At 64.1% G+C, this 18,860-nt stretch carries 15 protein-coding genes; 10 read left to right on the forward strand and 5 right to left on the reverse strand.

Features of this window, described 5'->3' with window-relative positions:
• Nucleotides 1-33 precede the first annotated feature (33 nt).
• From V3587_RS06645 to V3587_RS06655, 3 genes are read right to left on the reverse strand one after another with little or no spacing between them, the layout of a single operon-like run.
• The gene (locus V3587_RS06645) at nt 34-630 is read right to left on the reverse strand and encodes an AMIN-like domain-containing (lipo)protein (RefSeq protein WP_054187344.1); all 597 of its coding nucleotides are present in this window, start codon (nt 628-630) and stop codon (nt 34-36) included.
• A gap of 56 nt (nt 631-686) precedes the next feature.
• Nucleotides 687-1,097, reverse strand: a complete 411-nt coding sequence (locus tag V3587_RS06650; protein ID WP_283376229.1) for a YchJ family protein — start codon at nt 1,095-1,097, stop codon at nt 687-689.
• Between the two features lie 22 nt (nt 1,098-1,119).
• The gene (locus V3587_RS06655) at nt 1,120-2,682 is read right to left on the reverse strand and encodes a long-chain-fatty-acid--CoA ligase (RefSeq protein ID WP_283376230.1); all 1,563 of its coding nucleotides are present in this window, start codon (nt 2,680-2,682) and stop codon (nt 1,120-1,122) included.
• Between the two features lie 262 nt (nt 2,683-2,944).
• Here V3587_RS06655 and V3587_RS06660 point away from each other — a divergent pair, with 262 nt between their 5' ends.
• From V3587_RS06660 to V3587_RS06680, 5 genes are all read left to right on the forward strand, one after another.
• On the forward strand, nt 2,945-3,718 hold the full coding sequence (locus tag V3587_RS06660; protein WP_003945134.1) for an ABC transporter ATP-binding protein: 774 nt from the start codon (nt 2,945-2,947) through the stop codon (nt 3,716-3,718).
• 4 nt (nt 3,719-3,722) lie between these two features.
• Nucleotides 3,723-6,257, forward strand: coding sequence for an ABC transporter permease (locus V3587_RS06665; RefSeq protein WP_283376231.1), 2,535 nt, complete (start codon nt 3,723-3,725; stop codon nt 6,255-6,257).
• A 68-nt stretch (nt 6,258-6,325) separates the two neighbouring features.
• Nucleotides 6,326-6,772 (forward strand): hypothetical protein, encoded by a 447-nt coding sequence (locus V3587_RS06670; RefSeq protein ID WP_007736175.1) that lies wholly within the window; start codon nt 6,326-6,328, stop codon nt 6,770-6,772.
• Nucleotides 6,773-6,879: 107 nt separating this feature from the next.
• Nucleotides 6,880-8,055, forward strand: a complete 1,176-nt coding sequence (locus tag V3587_RS06675; RefSeq protein ID WP_007736177.1) for an acyl-CoA dehydrogenase family protein — start codon at nt 6,880-6,882, stop codon at nt 8,053-8,055.
• Between the two features lie 8 nt (nt 8,056-8,063).
• Nucleotides 8,064-9,194 (forward strand): acyl-CoA dehydrogenase family protein, encoded by a 1,131-nt coding sequence (locus V3587_RS06680; protein ID WP_030536908.1) that lies wholly within the window; start codon nt 8,064-8,066, stop codon nt 9,192-9,194.
• A 58-nt stretch (nt 9,195-9,252) separates the two neighbouring features.
• Here V3587_RS06680 and V3587_RS06685 read toward each other — a convergent pair whose 3' ends face one another.
• Nucleotides 9,253-10,599, reverse strand: a complete 1,347-nt coding sequence (locus V3587_RS06685) for a DUF5691 domain-containing protein (RefSeq protein WP_283376232.1) — start codon at nt 10,597-10,599, stop codon at nt 9,253-9,255.
• A gap of 104 nt (nt 10,600-10,703) precedes the next feature.
• On the opposite strand from V3587_RS06685, the gene V3587_RS06690 reads away from it, so the two are divergent.
• Together V3587_RS06690 and V3587_RS06695 are read left to right on the forward strand one after the other, a co-directional pair.
• Complete coding sequence (locus tag V3587_RS06690) at nt 10,704-11,933, forward strand: hypothetical protein (RefSeq protein WP_065351180.1); 1,230 nt, start codon at nt 10,704-10,706, stop codon at nt 11,931-11,933.
• A 136-nt stretch (nt 11,934-12,069) separates the two neighbouring features.
• Nucleotides 12,070-12,840: a hypothetical protein gene (locus V3587_RS06695; protein WP_003945109.1), complete on the forward strand. Its 771-nt coding sequence runs from the start codon at nt 12,070-12,072 to the stop codon at nt 12,838-12,840.
• 2 nt (nt 12,841-12,842) lie between these two features.
• Here the strand turns inward: V3587_RS06695 and V3587_RS06700 are convergent, their stop codons facing one another.
• Nucleotides 12,843-13,790 carry an aldo/keto reductase gene (locus V3587_RS06700; protein ID WP_007732210.1) on the reverse strand — a complete coding sequence of 316 codons (948 nt, stop codon included), beginning with the start codon at nt 13,788-13,790 and terminating at the stop codon, nt 12,843-12,845.
• A gap of 183 nt (nt 13,791-13,973) precedes the next feature.
• On the opposite strand from V3587_RS06700, the gene V3587_RS06705 reads away from it, so the two are divergent.
• Genes V3587_RS06705 through V3587_RS06715 form a run of 3 tightly spaced genes read left to right on the forward strand, consistent with a single transcriptional unit; the run spans nt 13,974 to nt 18,795 of the window.
• The gene (locus tag V3587_RS06705; protein WP_030536906.1) at nt 13,974-14,399 is read left to right on the forward strand and encodes a hypothetical protein; all 426 of its coding nucleotides are present in this window, start codon (nt 13,974-13,976) and stop codon (nt 14,397-14,399) included.
• Nucleotides 14,399-18,502, forward strand: coding sequence for a cation-translocating P-type ATPase (locus V3587_RS06710; protein ID WP_283376233.1), 4,104 nt, complete (start codon nt 14,399-14,401; stop codon nt 18,500-18,502). The genes V3587_RS06705 and V3587_RS06710 overlap by 1 nt, the downstream gene beginning before the upstream one ends.
• A gap of 11 nt (nt 18,503-18,513) precedes the next feature.
• Nucleotides 18,514-18,795 (forward strand): hypothetical protein, encoded by a 282-nt coding sequence (locus V3587_RS06715; RefSeq protein WP_030536904.1) that lies wholly within the window; start codon nt 18,514-18,516, stop codon nt 18,793-18,795.
• Nucleotides 18,796-18,860: the final 65 nt, after the last annotated feature.

The raw sequence follows: 18,860 nt of genomic DNA on the forward strand, positions 1-18,860 counted from the left end.
GAACCTCAACCAAACTTCAGGTCAAGTGCGGCCTCAGCGGGCCACGTCGACCACCACGCGAGGAGGGTCGCTGAGCGTCGTGACCGTGAACGGCTGCTTCTCGGTCACGCCGATGAACGACTGCGTGACTCCCTCGAAGACGTTGGACCCGTTGACCTCGGTCACGACTCCGCCGACGCCGGGGACCGGGTTGGGGCCGGAGTACTGCTCGACTCCGCTGTCGAAGGGATATGCGGAACCGTCGATCAGGACCTGGATCACTGCGGCACCCTTGATGTCCACGGGCTTACCGCTGCCTTCCTGCGTCGCCGCGTCGACGTACTTGACGCGCCAACCGGGTGTGCCGGTTCCGCCCATTTCGTAGACGACACGATCGAATCCGTCGTGCTCGCCCACTCGGATGTCGACGACGGTGAGCTTGGATTCGGTGCCCGCAGCCGACGTCTTGTCGGAGCTGTCCGTCGGGACTGGTTCTGTGGTCGACGCTGCTGCACTCGAGGTCCAGGTCGAGGTGACGGCCGAGGTGGCTGCCGTGGGAGTGGTCTCCGCGTCCTGCGAACAGGCAGTCAGGCTCACGCCCACTGCGATGGCAGCGACAGCGGCAAATGATCTCGTCCGGTTCGTTGTCATGACTCGATCGTAGGGCTCGCGTTATCGGGATCCGCGGCGACGGTGCCCGGAGTTACCTAACCGATATCGCCGTCGACATAGAGCCACTTACCCTCTGTTCGCGCAAATCGACTGCGTTCGTGGAGCATTCCCCGCTCGCGTCCGAATGCGTAGTGAGCGCGAAATTCCACGACGCCGTCGGAATCGAACAGCCCGCCCCGTTCGGTGTCCAGGATCTCCAACCGGAGCCATTTCTGGTCGGGGTCGAGATCGAGTTGGGCTGGGCGATGGTCGGGATGCCAAGTCTGCGTGAGATATTCGTCGTCCATCACAGCGAAAGCCGTGTAACGCGAACGCATCAGGGTTTCGGCGGTCGGTGCGTGCGCTACTCCGCTGATGTACTTGCCGCAGCATTCGGCCAACGCGTTGCCGCTGCCGCACGGGCACGGATCGGTCGGATTGGGTGTGGTGGGGCGGCGCGAAGTCACCGCCCCATTACAGCACGCGAACTCAGACCAGTTTGTGTTCGCGGTTCTCCCAGTACGGTTTGCGGAGGTCGCGTTTGAGGATCTTTCCGGTGGGATTGCGGGGAAGAATCTCGACGACGTCGATACTGGTCGGGCACTTGAACTTTGCGAGGCGTTCCTGTGTATAGGTGATCAGTTCGACTTCGTCGATCTGCGCTTCGGCAGTGAGAACCACGACAGCCTTGACGGTTTCACCCCAACGGTCGTCGGGAACGCCGATGACCGCGACCTCGGCGATTGCCGGATGCTCCACCAGTACTCGTTCGATCTCGGGGGAGTAGACGTTCTCGCCGCCGGTGATGATCATGTCCTTGAGGCGGTCCTCGATGAAGACGAAGCCGTCGGAGTCGGCGCGGCCCATGTCGCCGCTACGTAGCCACCCGTCTGCGGTAATCGTTTCGGCCGTCGCCTCGGGCTTACCCAGGTATCCGGGTGTGCACTGTTCGGATCGCCACCACAGTTCACCGGTCGTTCCGGTGGGCACGTCCTCGAGCGTGACGGGGTCCACCACGCGCATCTCGACGCCGGGGATCGCCGTACCTGCCGATGCCATGCGCTCGACCTGCGACTCGTCGCGGTGAACGTCCGGCATCAACGCGGTAATGACGCCTGCCATTTCGGTCATGCCGTAGACCTGCACGAATTCGGTGTCCGGCCACGCTGCGAGTGCCGCGCGCAACAGTGGGAGCGGCATGGGGGCGGCGCCGTAGGTGATGCGTTTGAATGCTTTGAAGGCGGCGACCGCCTGCTCGCCTGCGGCCAGGACTCCGGCAATGACCGGTGGGACGAGAAAGGCGATGTTGGCTCCGGCGGCGAGACCGGCGAAGATCGACGGTCCGTCGGCTTCTCTCGTGAAGTAACAGCGGCCACCGGTGTGAATTGCCATGATGGCGTAGCACGTTCCGCCGACGTGGAACATCGGCATCGCGATCAAGAATCGGTGATCCTCGTGGGCCGGCAGGATTTCGAGGACATTGTTGCTGTGCGCGAACAGGTTTCGATGCGTGAGCTGGACACCCTTGGGGCGACCGGTCGTCCCGGAACTGTAGAGAATCAGAGCGGTGGCATTGGGGCTCACCTCGGGGCGGGAGTGCAGCGGTGTGACCTCGTCGATCCACGGCTCGAATTCGTCGTGTTCACCGCCGACGGCGAAGATCGATTCGACGGCCGTCAAGCGGTCTCGCATCGCGACGACCTGGGGGAGTAGTTCGCTGCCGACGAACAGAATGCGAGCGCCACAGTCCGCGAGAACGTAATCCAGCTCTTCGCTCGAAAGTCGCCAGTTGGGAACGACATTCGCGGCGCCGAGTAGTGAGGCGGCGTAGGTGACTTCGAGACAGGACAGATGATTCTTGTCGACGAACGCGACAGTGTCGCCGGCACCGATGCCTGATTCGGCGAGGGCGGCGGCGATACGCAAGATGCGGTCCCGCCACTGAGCCCACGTGAATTCGGTCCCTTGGAAGGTCATCGCTGCTTGATCAGGCTTGACCGTCGCCCAGTGCTCTAGCCGATCGAAAATGATTCCAGCGGTGGCGTCGGACATTCGGCCGCCTCTCTCGTGTGATTGGTGTCACAAGGTTAATGTGCGCCCGGTCTTCGTATCGCTGTTTCCAGTCAATGCGCACAAGCAGGAGGGGTCGCATTCCCCCGACCCTGACCGGCTCGGCCGCAGATATCGGGGTGGTCCCCGATGGCGGGCGCGCCCGCCACCCGACAGGATGGAACCAACCATTGCGGGCGTCCGTGTTTTCACGGGCGCCCGTCACGCCCGCAAAGTAGCACCGAAGTGAACAGGAAAGGCGATCATGAGTTCGCACGCCCAGGATGTCGCGGCCCGCGCAGTCGGCCTGTCCAAGACCTACGGCACCGGAGATACCCAGGTGCACGCCCTCAGTTCGGTGTCCGCAGATTTCGCCCGCGGTGAGTTCACGGCGATCATGGGGCCGTCCGGTTCCGGTAAGTCGACGCTGATGCATTGCCTCGCCGGTCTGGATTCCGCCAGTTCGGGTTCTGTTCTCATCGGTGACACGGAACTCACGACGCTTTCCGACAAACAGATGACCCAATTGCGACGCGATCGCATCGGTTTCGTTTTCCAGGCGTTCAACCTGGTGCCGACCCTGACCGCGCTCGAGAACATCACGTTGCCGCTCGACATCGCGGGACGCAAAGCGGACCCGACCTGGTTGAACAGCGTCCTGACCAAGCTGGGTCTCGGGGATCGCCTCGATCATCGGCCGGGAGAGCTCTCGGGTGGTCAGCAGCAGCGTGTGGCGTGTGCGCGTGCGCTGGCGGGTCAGCCGGAGATCATCTTCGGCGACGAGCCGACCGGAAACCTCGATTCGAAGTCCTCCGGTGAGGTGCTCTCGATCCTGCGGGCGGCCGTCGACGAGTTCAACCAGACCGTGGTGATCGTGACGCACGATCCGCGGGCAGCGGCGTATGCCGACCGGGTGGTGTTCCTCGCGGACGGCAAGATCGTCGACGAATTGCGCGAGCCTACGGCGGATTCGGTCCTCGACCGGATGAAGCGTCTGGACGCTCCGCAGGCGGTCGTGAACGTGGAAGCCGGGGCTTGAGCACATGGCTTCGGTAAGTAACTCGCCGATGCGCAAGGTTTCCCTGCGCAACCTGGCGGCACACAAGGTGCGACTTGCGCTGACGGTTCTCTCCGTGGTGCTCGGCACGGCTTTTGTCGCGGGGTCGTTCGTTTTCACCGACACCCTCCAGAAGACTTTCGATTCGATCTTCGAGAACACCGCCCAGGGCGTCGACGTCCGGGTATCGATGGAAGAGCGCAACACCAGTGGCGTTCCGGTCGAGGATGTCGACAAACTTGCCGCAGTCGACGGTGTCCGAGCGGTGGCGCCGGCCGTCAGCGGACAGATCGTCCTGATCAACGCAGACGGCGGCGCTGTTCAGACCGGTGGCGCGCCGAGTATCGGGCAGTCCTACCTACCGCCGGGCCAGGCGATTGCCGAACCCGACACCTTCGTCGAGGGCGCGCCTCCGACGCAGACCGGTCAGGTCGCGCTGAACACCAGCGCCGCCGAGCGAGCCGGACTGAAGGTGGGGGACTCCGCCAAGGTTCTGGCACCGGCCCGCGGAATCGTGGACGTGACGTTGTCCGGCATCTACGAGGGGGCGGGCAGTGACACCGGCGGGTTCATCGGCGCGCTCTTCACCGACGAGCAGGCCCGTGGACTCTTCACCGACGGCCAACACGTCGAGTACATCGACGTCGCGGGCGACGGGGTGTCGCAGACGGAACTGCAGCAACGCGTCGAGCAGGTTTTCCCCGATCTCAAGGTGCAGACCGGCGACCAGGTTCGTGAGGAGACCAAGGCCGAGGTCGACTCGGCGCTGAGCTTCATCAACTACTTCCTGTTGGCGTTCGGCGCGATTGCTCTGCTCGTCGGAACGTTCATCATCTACAACACCTTCTCGATGATCGTGGCGCAGCGTCTTCGTGAGCTGGCGCTGCTGCGTGCGATCGGTGCGAGCCGAGCGCAGGTCGGCCGTTCGGTGGTCACCGAGGCGCTCGTGGTCGGACTCATCGGCAGCATCATCGGTCTGCTCGGCGGTATCGGTCTCGCCTACGGATTGCGCAGTCTCCTCAACACATTCGACGTCGGTCTGCCGGAAGGCCCGCTCCAGGTGGGTGCCCGCACGATCATCGTCGCGTTGGTGGTCGGCGTCGTCGTCACGACGCTCAGCGCTTACGCCCCGGCTCGTCGTGCGTCGAAGATCCCGCCGGTGGCGGCCATGCGTGAGGAGTTCGCCTCCACCGGCGACTCACTGCGAGTGCGGACGTTGATCGGTGCGATTCTCGGCGTGATCGGTGTGGCACTGCTCGTGTTCGGCTCTCGCGGTACCGGTGGTGGCGCGGCGCTGATCGTCGGGCTCGGTGCGTTCTCGTTGATCATCGCGGTGCTTCTCGGGGCTCCCGCGCTGTCGCGGCCGATCGTCGGCGCGCTCGGTGCCGTGTTCGCCAAGCCGTTCGGTGCCATCGGGCGATTGGCTCGTACCAATGCGGTGCGCAATCCCCGTCGCACGGCCGCAACGGCATTCGCGTTGACTCTCGGTCTGATGCTGGTGACGGTCATCGGAGTGTTCGGTTCCTCGGCCAAGGCGAGCATCAATGCTCTTGTCGACGTGGGTGTTTCGGCCGACTACATCCTGACCGGTCCCAACGCGATCGGCGTGCCGCGAGGTGCGGCCGACGCCGTCCGACAAGTGCCCGACGTGCAGAGCGCGACGTCGTTGCACGGAGTGCGTGCGAAGGTCGACGGTGAGGACGAGCAGGGCGCTTCGTTCGACGGCCCGATCGAAGGCGTGCTCGAATACAAGATCCTCGAGGGCACGGTCGATCTGACCGGCAACAACATGCTCGTCTCGAAGTCGACTGCGGACGCCAAGGGTTGGACTGTCGGCTCGACCCAGACGTTGACCGGTCCCGGCGGCGTCGAGTACCAGACGGTTGTCGCGGGAGTGTTCGAGGACAACCAGCTGATCGGCTCGTGGATCGTCTCGGACGAGGCGTATCGGAAGCTGATGCCGGCCGAGAGTCTGCCGGACTTCGTGGTGCTGGTGAAGGCGAAGCCTGGCGCGGATCTGACAACGCTGCGATCCGAGCTCGAAACGGCCACGGAGAAGTACGTCGTCGTCCAGGTGCAGGATCGTGAGGAGTTCAAGGGAACTCAGGGCCAGCAGATCAACACGTTGTTGGCGATCCTCTACGGACTGCTTGCACTCGCGGTCGTGATCGCAATCCTGGGCATCATCAACACCCTGGCACTGTCGGTGGTCGAGCGGCGACGAGAAATCGGAATGCTGCGAGCTGTCGGCATGCAGCGCGGACAGATGCGACGCACGATCTACCTCGAGTCGGTGCTCATCGCGGTGTACGGCGCGGCGGTCGGAGTTCTTCTCGGCATCGCGTTCGGTTGGGCCTTCGTGAGCACTCTCGCGGATCAGGGCCTCGACAAGATCACGATCCCGTGGGGTCAGGTGGTCGGAATGCTGATCGGCTCGGGTGCGGTGGGTGTCTTGGCGGCGCTGTGGCCGGCCAACCGAGCGGCCAAGACAAAGCCGCTGGAGGCGATTGCAGACATGTAGGGCCTTCGGCCCCCGTGCGCACTTTTGGTAGCGGAAGCAGCCGAAAGTGCGCACGGTACCGTTGCCACATGAGCACCCTTCAAGAAGTCGGCGAACGTGAATCCTGGCGCTGCTGGCTGTGTGACGAACCGGTCGATCCCGACATGTCCGTCAATGATCCGCGCGGCCCGAGTATCGACAGCATCAACACCGCAAAAAAGGGTGGCAAGACCAAAGGCGGCGTCGAACGTTTGGCACATCGCGCATGCAACACCAAAAAGGGTGCGGTCAAACCTGTTGTGGAATGGCCGGATCGGCTGTTCGTCGTCGATCCCGCTCCGATCATCGGGGTCGTGGAGCAGCTCGAGCGCAAGGGTGGCCGCGTCGCCGTCGCTCGCTGCCCCGGCAAGGACGACGCCCAGGAAGCGTCGGATTGGTTGATCGATCGGTTGTCGCGTCTGGCTCCCGCGTTGAATGTCGAAACAAGCATCGACGCCGCGGGCGGGGGTTACCTGTTGGTCCTGAAAACCGTGTAGGAGGTCGGCCCCGAGTGCCGTCTTTTGCGGTACCTGTTCCGCCTCCATAGCTGTCGGGGTACGGTCGAACCGAACATGAATCCGGTTTCGAGTGCGAAGGAATCCCGATGAACCTGGCATTGACCGACGAGGAACTAGCGTTCCGCGACGAGATGCGGACGTTCTTCCGTACGCAAATCCCCGCGGACATCAGGGAGGCGTACGCCCACGGCGAGGAGTTGGGGCGCGACCGTATGGTCGAGGCGCAGCAGATCCTCAACGCTCACGGTCTGGCGGTACCGCACTGGCCGGTCGAGTGGGGCGGCAAGGACTGGACCCCGGTCCAGCACAACATCTGGCTCGACGAACTGCAGCTTGCGTCGGTTCCCGAACCTTTGGCGTTCAACGCCAACATGGTCGGTCCGGTCATCGCGGCCTTCGGCTCGCAGGAGCAGAAGGAGAAGTTCCTTCCGGCGACTGCGAACCTCGACATCTGGTGGTGCCAGGGATTCTCCGAACCCGAGGCCGGTTCCGATCTCGCTTCGCTCAAGACCCGTGCGGTCCGCGACGGCGACGACTGGGTCATCAATGGTCAGAAGACCTGGACGACGCTGGGACAGTACGCCGACTGGATCTTCTGCCTGGTGCGCACCAATCCCGATGCGCCCAAGCGTCAGGCCGGCATCTCGTTCATCCTTGTCGATCTGAAGACGCCTGGCGTCACGGTCCGCCCGATCAAGCTGATCGACGGCGGCTACGAGGTCAACGAAGTGTTCTTCGAAGACGTCCGCGTTCCGGGAGAGAACCTGGTCGGTGAAGAGAACCAGGGCTGGGGCTACGCCAAGTTCCTGCTCGGCAACGAGCGAACCGGTGTCACCCGCGTCGGGTTCTCGAAGGTTCGTCTGGCCCAGGCCAAGGCCCGCGCTGCCGAGGTCAAGGTCGGCAACGGAACACTGCTCGAAGATCCGCTCTTCGCTGCTCGCCTCGCCGAACTCGAAAACGAATTGCTTGCCCTCGAGCTCACTCAGCTCCGAGTGGTAGCCAGTTCCGCCGACGGCCAGCCGAACCCGGCGTCGTCGCTGCTCAAGCTTCGTGGCTCCGAATTGCAGCAGGCGAGCGTCGAACTGCTGATGGACGTGGCCGGCCCTGATTCACTGCCGTACGACGCGGGCAGCGACATCGCCTCCGCGAGCTGGGCGCAGCACACTGCCCCGACGTACCTGAACTACCGCAAGGTATCCATCTACAGCGGATCGAGCGAAGTGCAGCGCAGCATCATCGCCTCCTCGATCCTCGGATTGTGAGGCGTGGCATGGACTTCGAACTCAACGACGAACAAAAACTTCTCCGCGACACCACCAAGGATCTCCTCGCGCGTAGCTACGACGCCGAGAAGCGCAACGCGATCATCGACTCCGATCCCGGGTGGAGCCCGCAGGTCTGGAAGCAGTTGGCCGAGGTCGGCTTGCTCGGCCTGACATTCTCCGAGGACGACGGCGGCATGGACGCCGGCCCAGTGGAAATCGGCGCGGTCATGACCGAGATCGGTCGACGCTTGGCACCCGAGCCGCTACTCGACGCGGTCGTGACGCCGGGCGGCCTCATCTCCGAAGGTGGCAGTGCAGAGCAGCGTTCGTCGATTCTTCCCGGAGTGGCCGAGGGCACCACGTTCCTCGCGTTCGCCGACCAGGAACCCGGAATCCGTTGGCCGGCAACCGAACGGGCCACCGCGGCGGCCCAGGTCGACGGCGGCTGGACCATCACCGGTATCAAGAATCCCGTCGGCCACGGCGCGACGGCGGACATCTTGGTCGTGAGCGCTGCGCTCCCCGGCGGTGGCGTCGGACTGTTCCTCGTCAAGAGCGATGCCTCCGGTTTGGTACGCAAGTCCTACGCCACTCACGACGGGTTGCGCGGGGCGCAGATCGAGTTCACCGATACGCCGGCCGAAGCACTCGGTGAGGGCGGTGACGCTACTGCTCTGATCCAGGCCGCGCAGATCCGTGAGCAGGCCGCGCTGTGCGCCGAGGCTGTCGGAGCGATGGAAGAGGCGCTACGCCTGACCACCGAATACCTCAAGACGCGTAAGCAATTCGGGGTTCCCCTCGCAAAGTTCCAGACACTGACACACCGCGCCGCCGACCTGTACGTCTCGCTCGAGTTGGCACGCAGCATGAGTCTGTACGCAACGATGTCCCTTGCCGACGGCGTCGTCGATCCAGTGATCGCTTCGCGGGTGAAGTTGCAGATCGGGCGTTCGGCTCGGCTCATCGGCCAGGAGGCGATCCAGATGCATGGTGGTATCGGTATGACCGCCGAGTACCCGGTGGGGCACTACGTGAGCCGACTCGTCGCCATCGAGCACACCCTCGGCAGCACCGAAGATCACCTTCGGGTGTTGGCCGCCGGTGTGGCTGATCACGAGATGGTCAGCGTGGTCTGATCTTTCACGAACGACGAAGGGGCCGCATTCCGTTCCAAGGATGCGGCCCCTTCGTCGTTCAGCGGTGATTGCGCAGGACGTCCAAGCGGAGTCGGCGCTGCTCGATGTTGACGGCGCTGTCGGTGAACGCTTGTTGCCACCCGGGGTCGCTCGTTCGTGCCGCCGCGTCCTGCAGAAGCGGTATGGCGTCGAAAGGGAAGCGCGCCTGCACGCTTCGCAGGGTGGAAAAGTGACTGTGACGCGAGTGGATGCCCAAGTCCTCACCCGTCGCAGCATGATCCAGAGCTTCGTTCTCCAAGGCATTCAACAACTTTTCGGCGACGGCCAGGGGCCATGGGCGGTCGATGCCGTCGAGCAGTGCGCTGCCGTCGACGCCCAGAAGGTATTCGTCTGCGTGTCCGGCGACGATGTACTCGACACGCTCGCGTGGGTCCGCGATGGCGACGATTCTCCGGTCCGTCGTGCGCCCGTCCCGCTCCAGAAATGCCGACGCCCACGCGGTGTTCTTCTGGAGAACGGTTGCGGCAGTCCATGATTCGATCATCACCGCGCGCCATTGCTTCTCGATGGGGATGGTGAGGGCCTCGCGTGGCGAACCGGCCATCGATTCCCACAGCGTCAGCGGAGTGGCGGTCACGACTTGCCGTAACCACCAGCGCCGGATGCCCTTGTTCTTGTAGTGGACGTCTTCGATGCCGTCACGAAATGCGAGGTCGTCGAGCGAGCCGGGCAATCGGACGGCAAGGCGCGGCCGCAAGGGCTTCGTCTCGAGCCGCACCCAGGACCGAGCCCGAGTGACCATTCGAGAGGCAAACGGAGATCGGGGGAGTTGCCGTAGTAGTTGAATTGCACGCTCACGGACCCGCACGGCTGGATCGTCGAGTGCACGCTCGAGGAGTGCGTAGTCGTGTTCACCCAGCCCGACGTCGAGATGGTCGAGGAAGTGCAGCCGGCTTGCCGTGGCCTCGTCGTCCCAAGCGATCTCGAGCTCTTCGCTCGCCAGTTCCGGGTCGACCGTACGTATGTAATCGAACCAGGCCGTGCGGTCGTCCGGATCGGGCGAAAGCCACAGCTCGTCCCGGCGTGATCCGATTCGTCGTAGCTGGGCCCAATCCGGGTTCTGCTCCGCCAGGTACTGCCCGCGTCGACCGGCGAGGCGAAGTAGCGCCTCGCGGTGCTCGGGATACTTCAGCGCGGCTTCCATGAAGAGCGGAACGCTGGCAGCGGGCGCGAGGAATCCGCGTTGGTCGGCCATCGCGAACCATTCCGCGAGAGTCCAGGAACGTACTTGCAACAAGGACTGAAGTTGTTCGATCGCGAGGTCGGGAAGCAGCGGTTGAACTGCTGGATCAGTCTTCGATGCGCGCGAGTGACCTGCGTGCGCGTCTGATCGCAGGGAGGTCACCCGCCTACGGTATGGCAGGGGTGCGTCGAGCTGGGTCGCAGGGGTCGGGCGCGTGTCGGCAGATTCTGGAACAGTGGTAACCGGCACCCAGCAGGAGGCGTGAGATGACGGATGGCCGTGAGATGAGAGACGGAACTGACGACGTCTTTGTCGTGGCATCGGTGACCGAACGGCGAACGCTCATCTCCACCCGAGTGAGGGAGTGGTGTGCGGCGGGAACTGTCGAGTCGAACCGGCCGGAGTTGTCCGATGATGTCGCGCTGCTGATTGCCGGGGGGTATGGGGACGAGTCGACGCGATCGATCCTGGCGAACCGGCGCAGTGTCGGACGTTCGTTCCCGGAGATCGGCGGCTTCTCGGAGTTGCGGTATCTCACCGACGAGCTGGCCCGCACCAGACGTCGACTGCTCGCGACTCGCATCGGCCCTGTTCAGGTTGTCCTCGAACGACGGGTGCAGGCGCTCGACAAGCGCGTTCAGTCGATGCGATCGGCGATCGTGCATTCCAATCGTCACTTCGCGAGCAGTGTCCGTGCCATCCGCAAGGACCGGCGCGACGGCCTGCATCTCGACGTCGAGCAACGCGAGGCTCTCTTTGCCGGGCTCACCCGTACACCGGTTCCAGCCAAGCTGCCGGTGGGGCTCGGTGTCGTGGCCAGCAGTGGAAACGCAGCACTCGACAAACTTGCCGCCCAGTTCGGGAAGGTCCAGGGAACCGGTGTCATCGCCGATGCCGGAAGGCGCATCGCGGAAGTCCTCGACGGACTGGTCGATTCAGAACCCGAGGGACGCGCCGGTGAGTACGACGCCTTGCTTTACCTCGCCGGGAATCTGTTCGACCGGATCGAAAGCTCCAGCGCGTGGCATTCCGACCACTTCGTCATTCAACGCAACCAACTCGACCTGGCCGACGAGATCACCCAGATCGCGGTCGACACCGTCGCGCTGCGTTCGATTCTTGCGGAGTTGGACGACGCGGAAACACTGGCACGCGACGAGGGAACCCGAGCCGGAATCGCTTCGCGCAGGGAAGCGCTCGGCGCGGTCTGGGACCAGCTGGTCGAGCGCGTGGCGGCCCTCGCGCGGATCGGTGACCTGGTCGCACGGGCCGAGGATCAGTTGAGTTCGCAGCGCGCGGTTGCGCATGCAGCGAGCCTCGACAGCCGGATCGACGACCTACTTGCGCGCTCCGGCTCACGTGAACTTTCGGCTGCAAACACGCACTACGTCGGGGATCAATTCGACGGTGTGGAAGAGCTGATGTTCGCTCACCGGGCGGCGCTTTACGGGGACATTGCACTGCTGACCTCTGGGAACGAGCGTCGGGCGCCGTAGTCAGGCCGTCGCCGGAGCTGTAAGGTCGGGGGTACTGACCGGCCACACGATCGAAGTAAAGGCCGGGATTTCGCTCAATGCTCGACCCCGATGCCGATCCGGTGATGCGGGCGTACCCGCTCGAGACAGGTCGATCATGGAAGACACCGCAAGCCGCGGCATCAATGCGTTCATTTCCGAAGCTACGCAGCGTGGGGGCAAGGCTGTCCGTCTCACGCACTCACGTCGTAATCCCGTCGAGGTGACGGGCGCTGACGGTGTCAGCCGAATCGTCCGCGTGCGGTCCAAGCTCGACGGTGACTGGCAGGCCAGGCGTCAGGACGAGTCGCTCGAGAGTGACGACACCCGCTCCGAGTTCTGGGTGTTCGTCGACCTGGCAGCAGATCCGCACGAGTTCTACATGTTGCCCTCCAACGAGGTCGCCGACGACATCCGCGCCGAGGTCGACCTGTGGATCATGGACAGCCCCGGACGCAATCGCACCGGCCATCACGCGATTCCGCGTGGGCGCGTCGTGCACGGTCACGATCGTTGGGATGCGCTGGGCTTAGCCGCGGTCAAGGATCCGAGCATTTACGTCGAGACCCCGGTTGCGACCAAGCGTAAGACGTCGCCGGTCGCCGCGAAGAAGCGTCGCGCCAGCGGTGTCGAGGAGATCGAAGTCGTCGACAATCGCCTCGAGATGACAGCCGATTGCCACGGATATCGCTGGGTCGGGCGCTTCGACGAAACCACCGAGGTCGTCGAGATCATGCGTGGACCGATGGAAGGCCGCCGATTCCCAGATCCGACCGCGGCCGCAAATGCTGTCACCGGTCACATCTCAGGCGACACCGAGAGCCATGACGGTTGGTCGTTCTGGACGATCAACAACACGGCCCTCGGCGCTCATCTCAAAACTGCCTGATCTCAGGCTCCGACTGCCGCCGACACCCGTTCGAGAGTGTCCAGTTCGTTCGACGAGAGCACCAGATTCGGGGCGTCCAGTAGCGCCGGGAGCTGCTCGGGCCGGCTGACGCTCGCGATCGGTGCGGTGATGCCCGGTCGAGTCAGCAGCCAGGCCAGCGCGACGGTCGAGATCTCGCTGTCGTGTGCCTGCGCGATTGTCGCCAGTTCCGCGACGACGTCGAGTCCGGCGTCGCTGAAGTATCCGGCGGTCAGTCGTTCGCGGGAGCTGCCTTCGATATCCGCGCGGGTCTTGTATTTTCCGGTCAGGAAGCCGGAAGCGAGAGCGAAGTACGGGAAGACGCTGATGTTGTTGTCGGTGGCGATCTGGGCAAGTTCGGGTTCGTACGACTTGCGGTGAACCAGGTTGTAGTGCGGTTGCAGGGCGATCGGCGCGGCGTAACCGTTCTCTTCGGTGATTCGCAGCCACTCCCGGACGCGATCGGGGCTGTAGTTGGAGATTCCGAGATAGCGAACCTTGCCCGCGACGACCAACGCATTGAAGGCTTCGAGAGTTTCCTCGAGCGGAGTCTGCGGGTCGTCGAAATGCGCGTAGTACAGATCGATGCAGTCCGTCTGCAGGCGCTGCAGCGACGCCTCAGCTGCGGCCGCGATGTTGTCGGCCTTCAGGCCCTTGAAATCGGGATGGCTACCCACCTTGGTGGCGACGACGATGTCGTTCTGCAGTCCCCGATCGGTGATCCATTTCCCGATGATCGTTTCGGATTCCCCACCGGAATTGCCGGGAGCCGACGCCGTGTACGAGTCGGAGGTGTCGATGAAATTTGCACCGGCTTCGGCGAACGAGTCGAGGATCTCGAAGGACGTCTTCTCGTCCGCGGTCCATCCGAAAGGGTTGCCGCCCAAGCTGAGTCGGAAGATGTCGAGATCCGAATTTCCGATGATCGCCACTGTGTGGAACTCCCGTCGATGAAGGTGGTCGCTGCATCCCGCACCGTACCCTCTCACGGCGCTGGCGATGGCGCGCCCTCGCCAGGTTCGCCGAAAAATGTATCGGATCGTGATTGCCGCCGTCAGCGTTGGGTATGGCCTCAAATACTGAATTCTTCGATGGACTGCTGATAGGAGCGTCCGATGATGATTGTGGACGAAGCGACCCGCGTCGTTCGTGGGGTGGCAGACGCAACGACGACGGTGGCCGGAGCCGTCGGCGGTGGAGTGATCGGTGGAGTGACGGGCGGGATACGTGGATCGGCGGAGGGTGTCCGAGACGGAATTCGTGCGGGTAGTTCCTCGACGCCGACGGCGGTTCTCACGATGGCGGCCGTGGGTGCGGCGGGATTGGTGGAATGGCCGGTGCTCTTGGCAGTCGGCGGCACGGCCCTGGTACTCCACGAATGGGATCGCAAGAGCGGTCGGCCGGATCGCCAGGTCAAGGCGGTTGGCCGCACGAGCAAGCCGGAACAGGTAAAGAAGGAATCGAGCGGAAACTCCCACAAGGCGGCCGGCCGGTCACAGGATCGAACTCACAGTTCTTCGCACACTCGATCCACTCACTGATGTTCTCAGCGATGGCCCGGCGTGCGGTGTCGGTGGCAACTTTGCCGCCGCGTCTGGCGTTGTCGGGACTCGCGTTGGTGGGTGGTTCGACGATTCCGCGAACCGCTGTCAGTGACGTGGCGTTGCGGACCGGCACCCTCGCGTTGGCGGGTGTGGGGATGATTCCTGCAGCAGCGGGATCGATATTCGGTGCCCCGCGAATCCCAGGTTCCGCCTATGTCTCGGCGGCCGCGTCGGCGATCAATTATCAACCCCGGGTGCGTCGGCGGATCGAACAGAGCCTTGGCCGTTCGCTCACCGACTTCGCATTGGAGTCGGCGACGTCGTTCGCGGATGTTCTGACCTATGCGCCTGCGTCATTGGGCGTGGATTTCTGGCTGCGGACGATGCTGCTGCGCGAAACTCTGGCGGCGCGAAGCTCTCGGCGTGTGGGGCCACTCGAACCTGGCGGTCGCGGTTCTTCCGTGAGGCCTGAACCGAGTGGCTCAGGTGAGCGTTACGCAGACAGGATCGCAGGGGTTCAGTTGGTGGCCGGGGCTGCACTGGCTACCGTGTCCGCCGGCGGTGACACCGTCGCGACGAGTATCAAGGTTTCGGCGCCGCGGCCGCTTCGGATGTCGCGCGAATCATTCGCTGCTGGTGTGTCATACGGTCTGTGTCGGACGCACCACACCGCCGTTTCGGACTCTGCGGCTCTACGCATGCTCGATCGTATTGACACCGTCCTCGTCGATCCGAGCGTCCTCTTCGACGACTCGCTCCGGGTTTCCGACATACGAGAGGTGGCCGAGTCGGATCGCGTCGCAGTGTGGGAACAAGCCAGGAAAGCTCTGAACGACGGAACTGTCGGAGTGGGAAGGCACCGCATCGGCGGCGCCGAAGTGGTCGTGCGACCCGTGCGAAAAGGTCTGGCGGAAACACTGATAGGCGAAATACGTGCGGCCGGGGTCGCAGCCGTCACGATCGACGACGACGGGCTCGGATCACTGCGAAGTGGATTCGACGAGCTCTATCCGGCGCAATCGACTGCCGAAGCCGGCCTGCGCGAGGCTCTCTCGGCGTTGGTGGCCGAGGGTCGGACAGTTGCGATCGTGTCGAGTAGGGCGATAGCGGGGCAGGCAGTGCTACGCATCGGGATTTCACCACCGAGTGGCGAGCACGTGAGTGCCGACATCCACACCGACTTGGCCGGGGCGTGGCGGGTTGTCCATGCGCTCCCGGCTGCTCGAACAGCGACGAGGCGCGGTGTCGAACTCTCCTCAGGTTCTTCGGCATTGGGTGCCTTGATCATGCTTCCGGGAGTTCGAGGGGCAGGGCCGGGGCCGGTCACGGCTGGTTCGGCCGCGGGACTGTGGACCGGATACACCCTGTCCCGATCTGTGATTCAAGCGCCCGTCCCTGTCGGTACTCCGAGCGATACCTGGCATGAGATGGACGGTGATGCTGTCGTTCGCGAACTATCCGAATCCATCCGACATACACCGCACCGTGCGGAAGCTCGTGTGCGAGCGCCCGCACGGTTCAGGTTGATCCGTGACGGATTGTCGGCGTTGCGAACAGAATTGGCGGATCCACTGACGCCTGTGTTGGCGACCGGCTCCGCTGCCAGTGCAGTCCTCGGTTCACCGGTAGACGCCGTCCTGGTCGGCTCGGTCTTGGTCGGCAATGCCGCGATGTCCGCTGTTCAACGGCTTCATTCGGAGCGGGCGGTGCAGCGGCTCTTGCGGACTCAGGAACCGGTAGCTCGGCGAGTAACCAACGACGGCACGGTCGAGACAGCGGCCGACGCGCTCGAACTCGGTGACGTCGTGGCAATCGAGTCCGGGGACATCGTGCCCGCAGATTGTCGCCTGTTGAGCGTCGAATCACTGGAAGTCGACGAGTCGTCGTTGACGGGAGAGTCCCTGCCCGTCGACAAGCAGACCGACCCGACCCCTGGGATGCCACTGGCCGAGCGACGGTGCATGGCCTACGCAGGGACAACAGTGCTTGCCGGATCCGGTCGTGGCGTGGTCACGGCCATCGGAGCCCGAACGGTGACCAGGCGTGCCGATGTCGGTGTGTCCCGATCCGGACCTGCTGTGGGCCTGACCAACAGACTTCGCGAACTCACGAGGGCGACCCTGCCGGCCAGTATCGGCGGTGGGGCGTTGGTGACAGTCGCGGGTCTGCTTCGTGGTACCGGTCTGCGCCGCGCCGTCACCGGAGGTGTGGCCGTGGCTGTGGCTGCCGTGCCGGAGGGGCTGCCTCTGGTTGCCACTCTGGCTCAGCAGGCCGCAGCGCGAAGGCTCACTGCAGCAGGAGTGTTGGTTCGTGCGCCACGATCGATAGAAGCGCTCGGTCGTGTCGACGTGGTCTGCTTCGACAAGACCGGAACCCTCAGCGAGAACAAGCTACGGGTGGCCGCGGTCGAACGCGTCGACGGCTGGGACGAAAGCGAGATTCTGGAAGTTGCGGCGCGCAGTGCCTTGGGAAGTCGCGACGATCGCGTGTTTCATTCGACGGATGCTGCCGTCGTCGATGCAGCCCAGCAAGCTCTGGACGATGCTTCGGTTTTTGGTGACGTCGAGGCGAACAACCTCGTTCCGTTCAGGTCGGGGCGGCCGTACTCGGCAGCTTTGCTCGGCAGGCGGATCGCACTCAAAGGTTCGCCGGAATTCGTGACCGAAGCAGGACGAGATCCGAATGCTGTGTCGGCGAAGCACGTTCAAAGCATGGCCGGACGCGGACTGCGGGTGGTTGCCGTCGCCCAGCGCGAGTTGTCGGAACACGACGCGCGACGCGCAGGCGAAGACTCGCAATTTCTCGAACAGTGTTGCTCCGAGGGGTTGGAAGCGGTCGGCCTTCTCGGACTCTCGGACACGCTCAGACCCGAAGCAACGCAACTTGTTCGAGAACTTCGAGGCGACGGACGGCAAGTGCGCGTGCTGACCGGGGATCATCCGACAACAGCGGCCGCGGTCGCCACCGAACTGGGGTTGGACGTCGCACGCGAGGATGTTGTCACCGGTCCTGACTGGGAGAACTTCTCTCGCGCCGAAAGACGGGATGCGGTCCGCGGCAGCAGCGTCTTTGCGCGCGTGACACCCGAGCAGAAGGTCGAGATCGTGCAAGCGTTGGAGACCGACGGGCGGGTGTGCGCCATGGTCGGTGACGGCGCGAACGATGCTGCGGCGATCCGAGTTTCCAGCGTGGGAATCGGGGTGGCGTCGACCGACAGTGATCCGGCGCGCGGCGCCGCAGACATCGTGCTCCTCGACGGCCGTGTCGGCGGACTGACCGACGCATTGGACGAGGGCAGTCAATTGTGGCGGCGGGTCAGATCAGCGGTAGGGGTTTTGCTCGGAGGCAACGCGGGCGAAGTCGCATTCGCGCTGATCGGTTCTGCGTTGTCCGGCGAATCACCGCTCAACGCAAGGCAGTTGCTACTGGTCAATCTGATGACGGACGCCTTGCCCGCTGCCGCGCTTGCGGTGAGCACCCCGTCCGAGAACGGATCCGAGAAGTCCGAACAGATGGACGCTCATGCGTTGTGGCAGACGATCGCTGTCCGCGGCGGTGCCACGGCAATCGGTGCGCTGGCAGCGTGGCTTCTGGCCCGGGCGAGCGGTAGGAGGCGGCGAGCGTCGACGGTGGCGTTGGTTGCCCTGGTGGGCACCCAACTGGGGCAGACGCTGCTCGAATCACGCAGTCCGCTGGTGGTCGCAACCGTTGCCGGATCCGCTGCGGCGCTGGCGACGCTCGTCAGCACACCCGTGGTGAGCCAATTTCTCGGTTGCACGCCGCTCGGTCCCATCGCCTGGGGCCAAGCGGTGGGCTGCGCGTCGGCGGCGACGCTGCTCGCGGCGCTGGCCCCGCGGGCGTTGGAGCGGATTGCCGCAACTGAGGAGAACGCGAACGGTCAGTCGACGATTCGCAAGATCCCGACGCGAACGAGCACTGCGTACACCTCCCGAACCGGGGGAGTCAGCGCCCGCGACAGCGTGGAAATCAGCGACGTGGAAATCAAAGAAGCGGAAACCGGTGAATCGGACACGCTTGTGAGCGTCGCTGCTGGAAGTGACACGTCGCCGAACTCCCGGGCGACCCGAGATGAATCCTGAGGAATCGTGACATGTCCCAGAACACCGTCGACCACACGAACCCCGTCGATCACCGCGCGGTAGTCGAATCCGTCCGTTCGGCACGGAGCTTCGAGTTGGAGCTACCGATCGTCGGTGCCATCCCTGTTCCGAGACCCGAGCAGATCGCCTACTTTGCGGTGATGGGACTGATGGTCGCCTTCGAGATCATCGAGTGGCCCGTGGCAGTCACCATTGCAGCGGGGCATCTGCTCGCAACAGAGCAGCACAATCACGTCCTCGAAGAGATCGGAGAGGCGCTCGAGGGCGTCTGACGCAGGCGCTGCCTGGACACAAATCGAGCGGCCCCGCATTTCGCGGGACCGCTCGACGTGCGGAG

This window comes from Rhodococcus sp. IEGM 1306 (assembly GCF_036541985.1).
Lineage (GTDB): Bacteria > Actinomycetota > Actinomycetes > Mycobacteriales > Mycobacteriaceae > Rhodococcus_F > Rhodococcus_F qingshengii.

Excerpts from the sequence above, each read along its gene's own strand:
- V3587_RS06715 (WP_030536904.1), top strand. The coding sequence starts at position 18,514 with ATGTCCCAGAACACCGTCGACCACACGAACCCCGTCGATCACCGCGCG.
- V3587_RS06690 (WP_065351180.1), top strand. The coding sequence starts at position 10,704 with ATGACGGATGGCCGTGAGATGAGAGACGGAACTGACGACGTCTTTGTC.
- V3587_RS06660 (WP_003945134.1), top strand. The coding sequence starts at position 2,945 with ATGAGTTCGCACGCCCAGGATGTCGCGGCCCGCGCAGTCGGCCTGTCC.
- V3587_RS06655 (WP_283376230.1), bottom strand. The coding sequence starts at position 2,682 with ATGTCCGACGCCACCGCTGGAATCATTTTCGATCGGCTAGAGCACTGG.
- V3587_RS06675 (WP_007736177.1), top strand. The coding sequence starts at position 6,880 with ATGAACCTGGCATTGACCGACGAGGAACTAGCGTTCCGCGACGAGATG.
- V3587_RS06670 (WP_007736175.1), top strand. The coding sequence starts at position 6,326 with ATGAGCACCCTTCAAGAAGTCGGCGAACGTGAATCCTGGCGCTGCTGG.
- V3587_RS06695 (WP_003945109.1), top strand. The coding sequence starts at position 12,070 with ATGGAAGACACCGCAAGCCGCGGCATCAATGCGTTCATTTCCGAAGCT.
- V3587_RS06680 (WP_030536908.1), top strand. The coding sequence starts at position 8,064 with ATGGACTTCGAACTCAACGACGAACAAAAACTTCTCCGCGACACCACC.
- V3587_RS06645 (WP_054187344.1), bottom strand. The coding sequence starts at position 630 with ATGACAACGAACCGGACGAGATCATTTGCCGCTGTCGCTGCCATCGCA.
- V3587_RS06710 (WP_283376233.1), top strand. The coding sequence starts at position 14,399 with ATGTTCTCAGCGATGGCCCGGCGTGCGGTGTCGGTGGCAACTTTGCCG.
- V3587_RS06705 (WP_030536906.1), top strand. The coding sequence starts at position 13,974 with ATGATGATTGTGGACGAAGCGACCCGCGTCGTTCGTGGGGTGGCAGAC.
- V3587_RS06665 (WP_283376231.1), top strand. The coding sequence starts at position 3,723 with ATGGCTTCGGTAAGTAACTCGCCGATGCGCAAGGTTTCCCTGCGCAAC.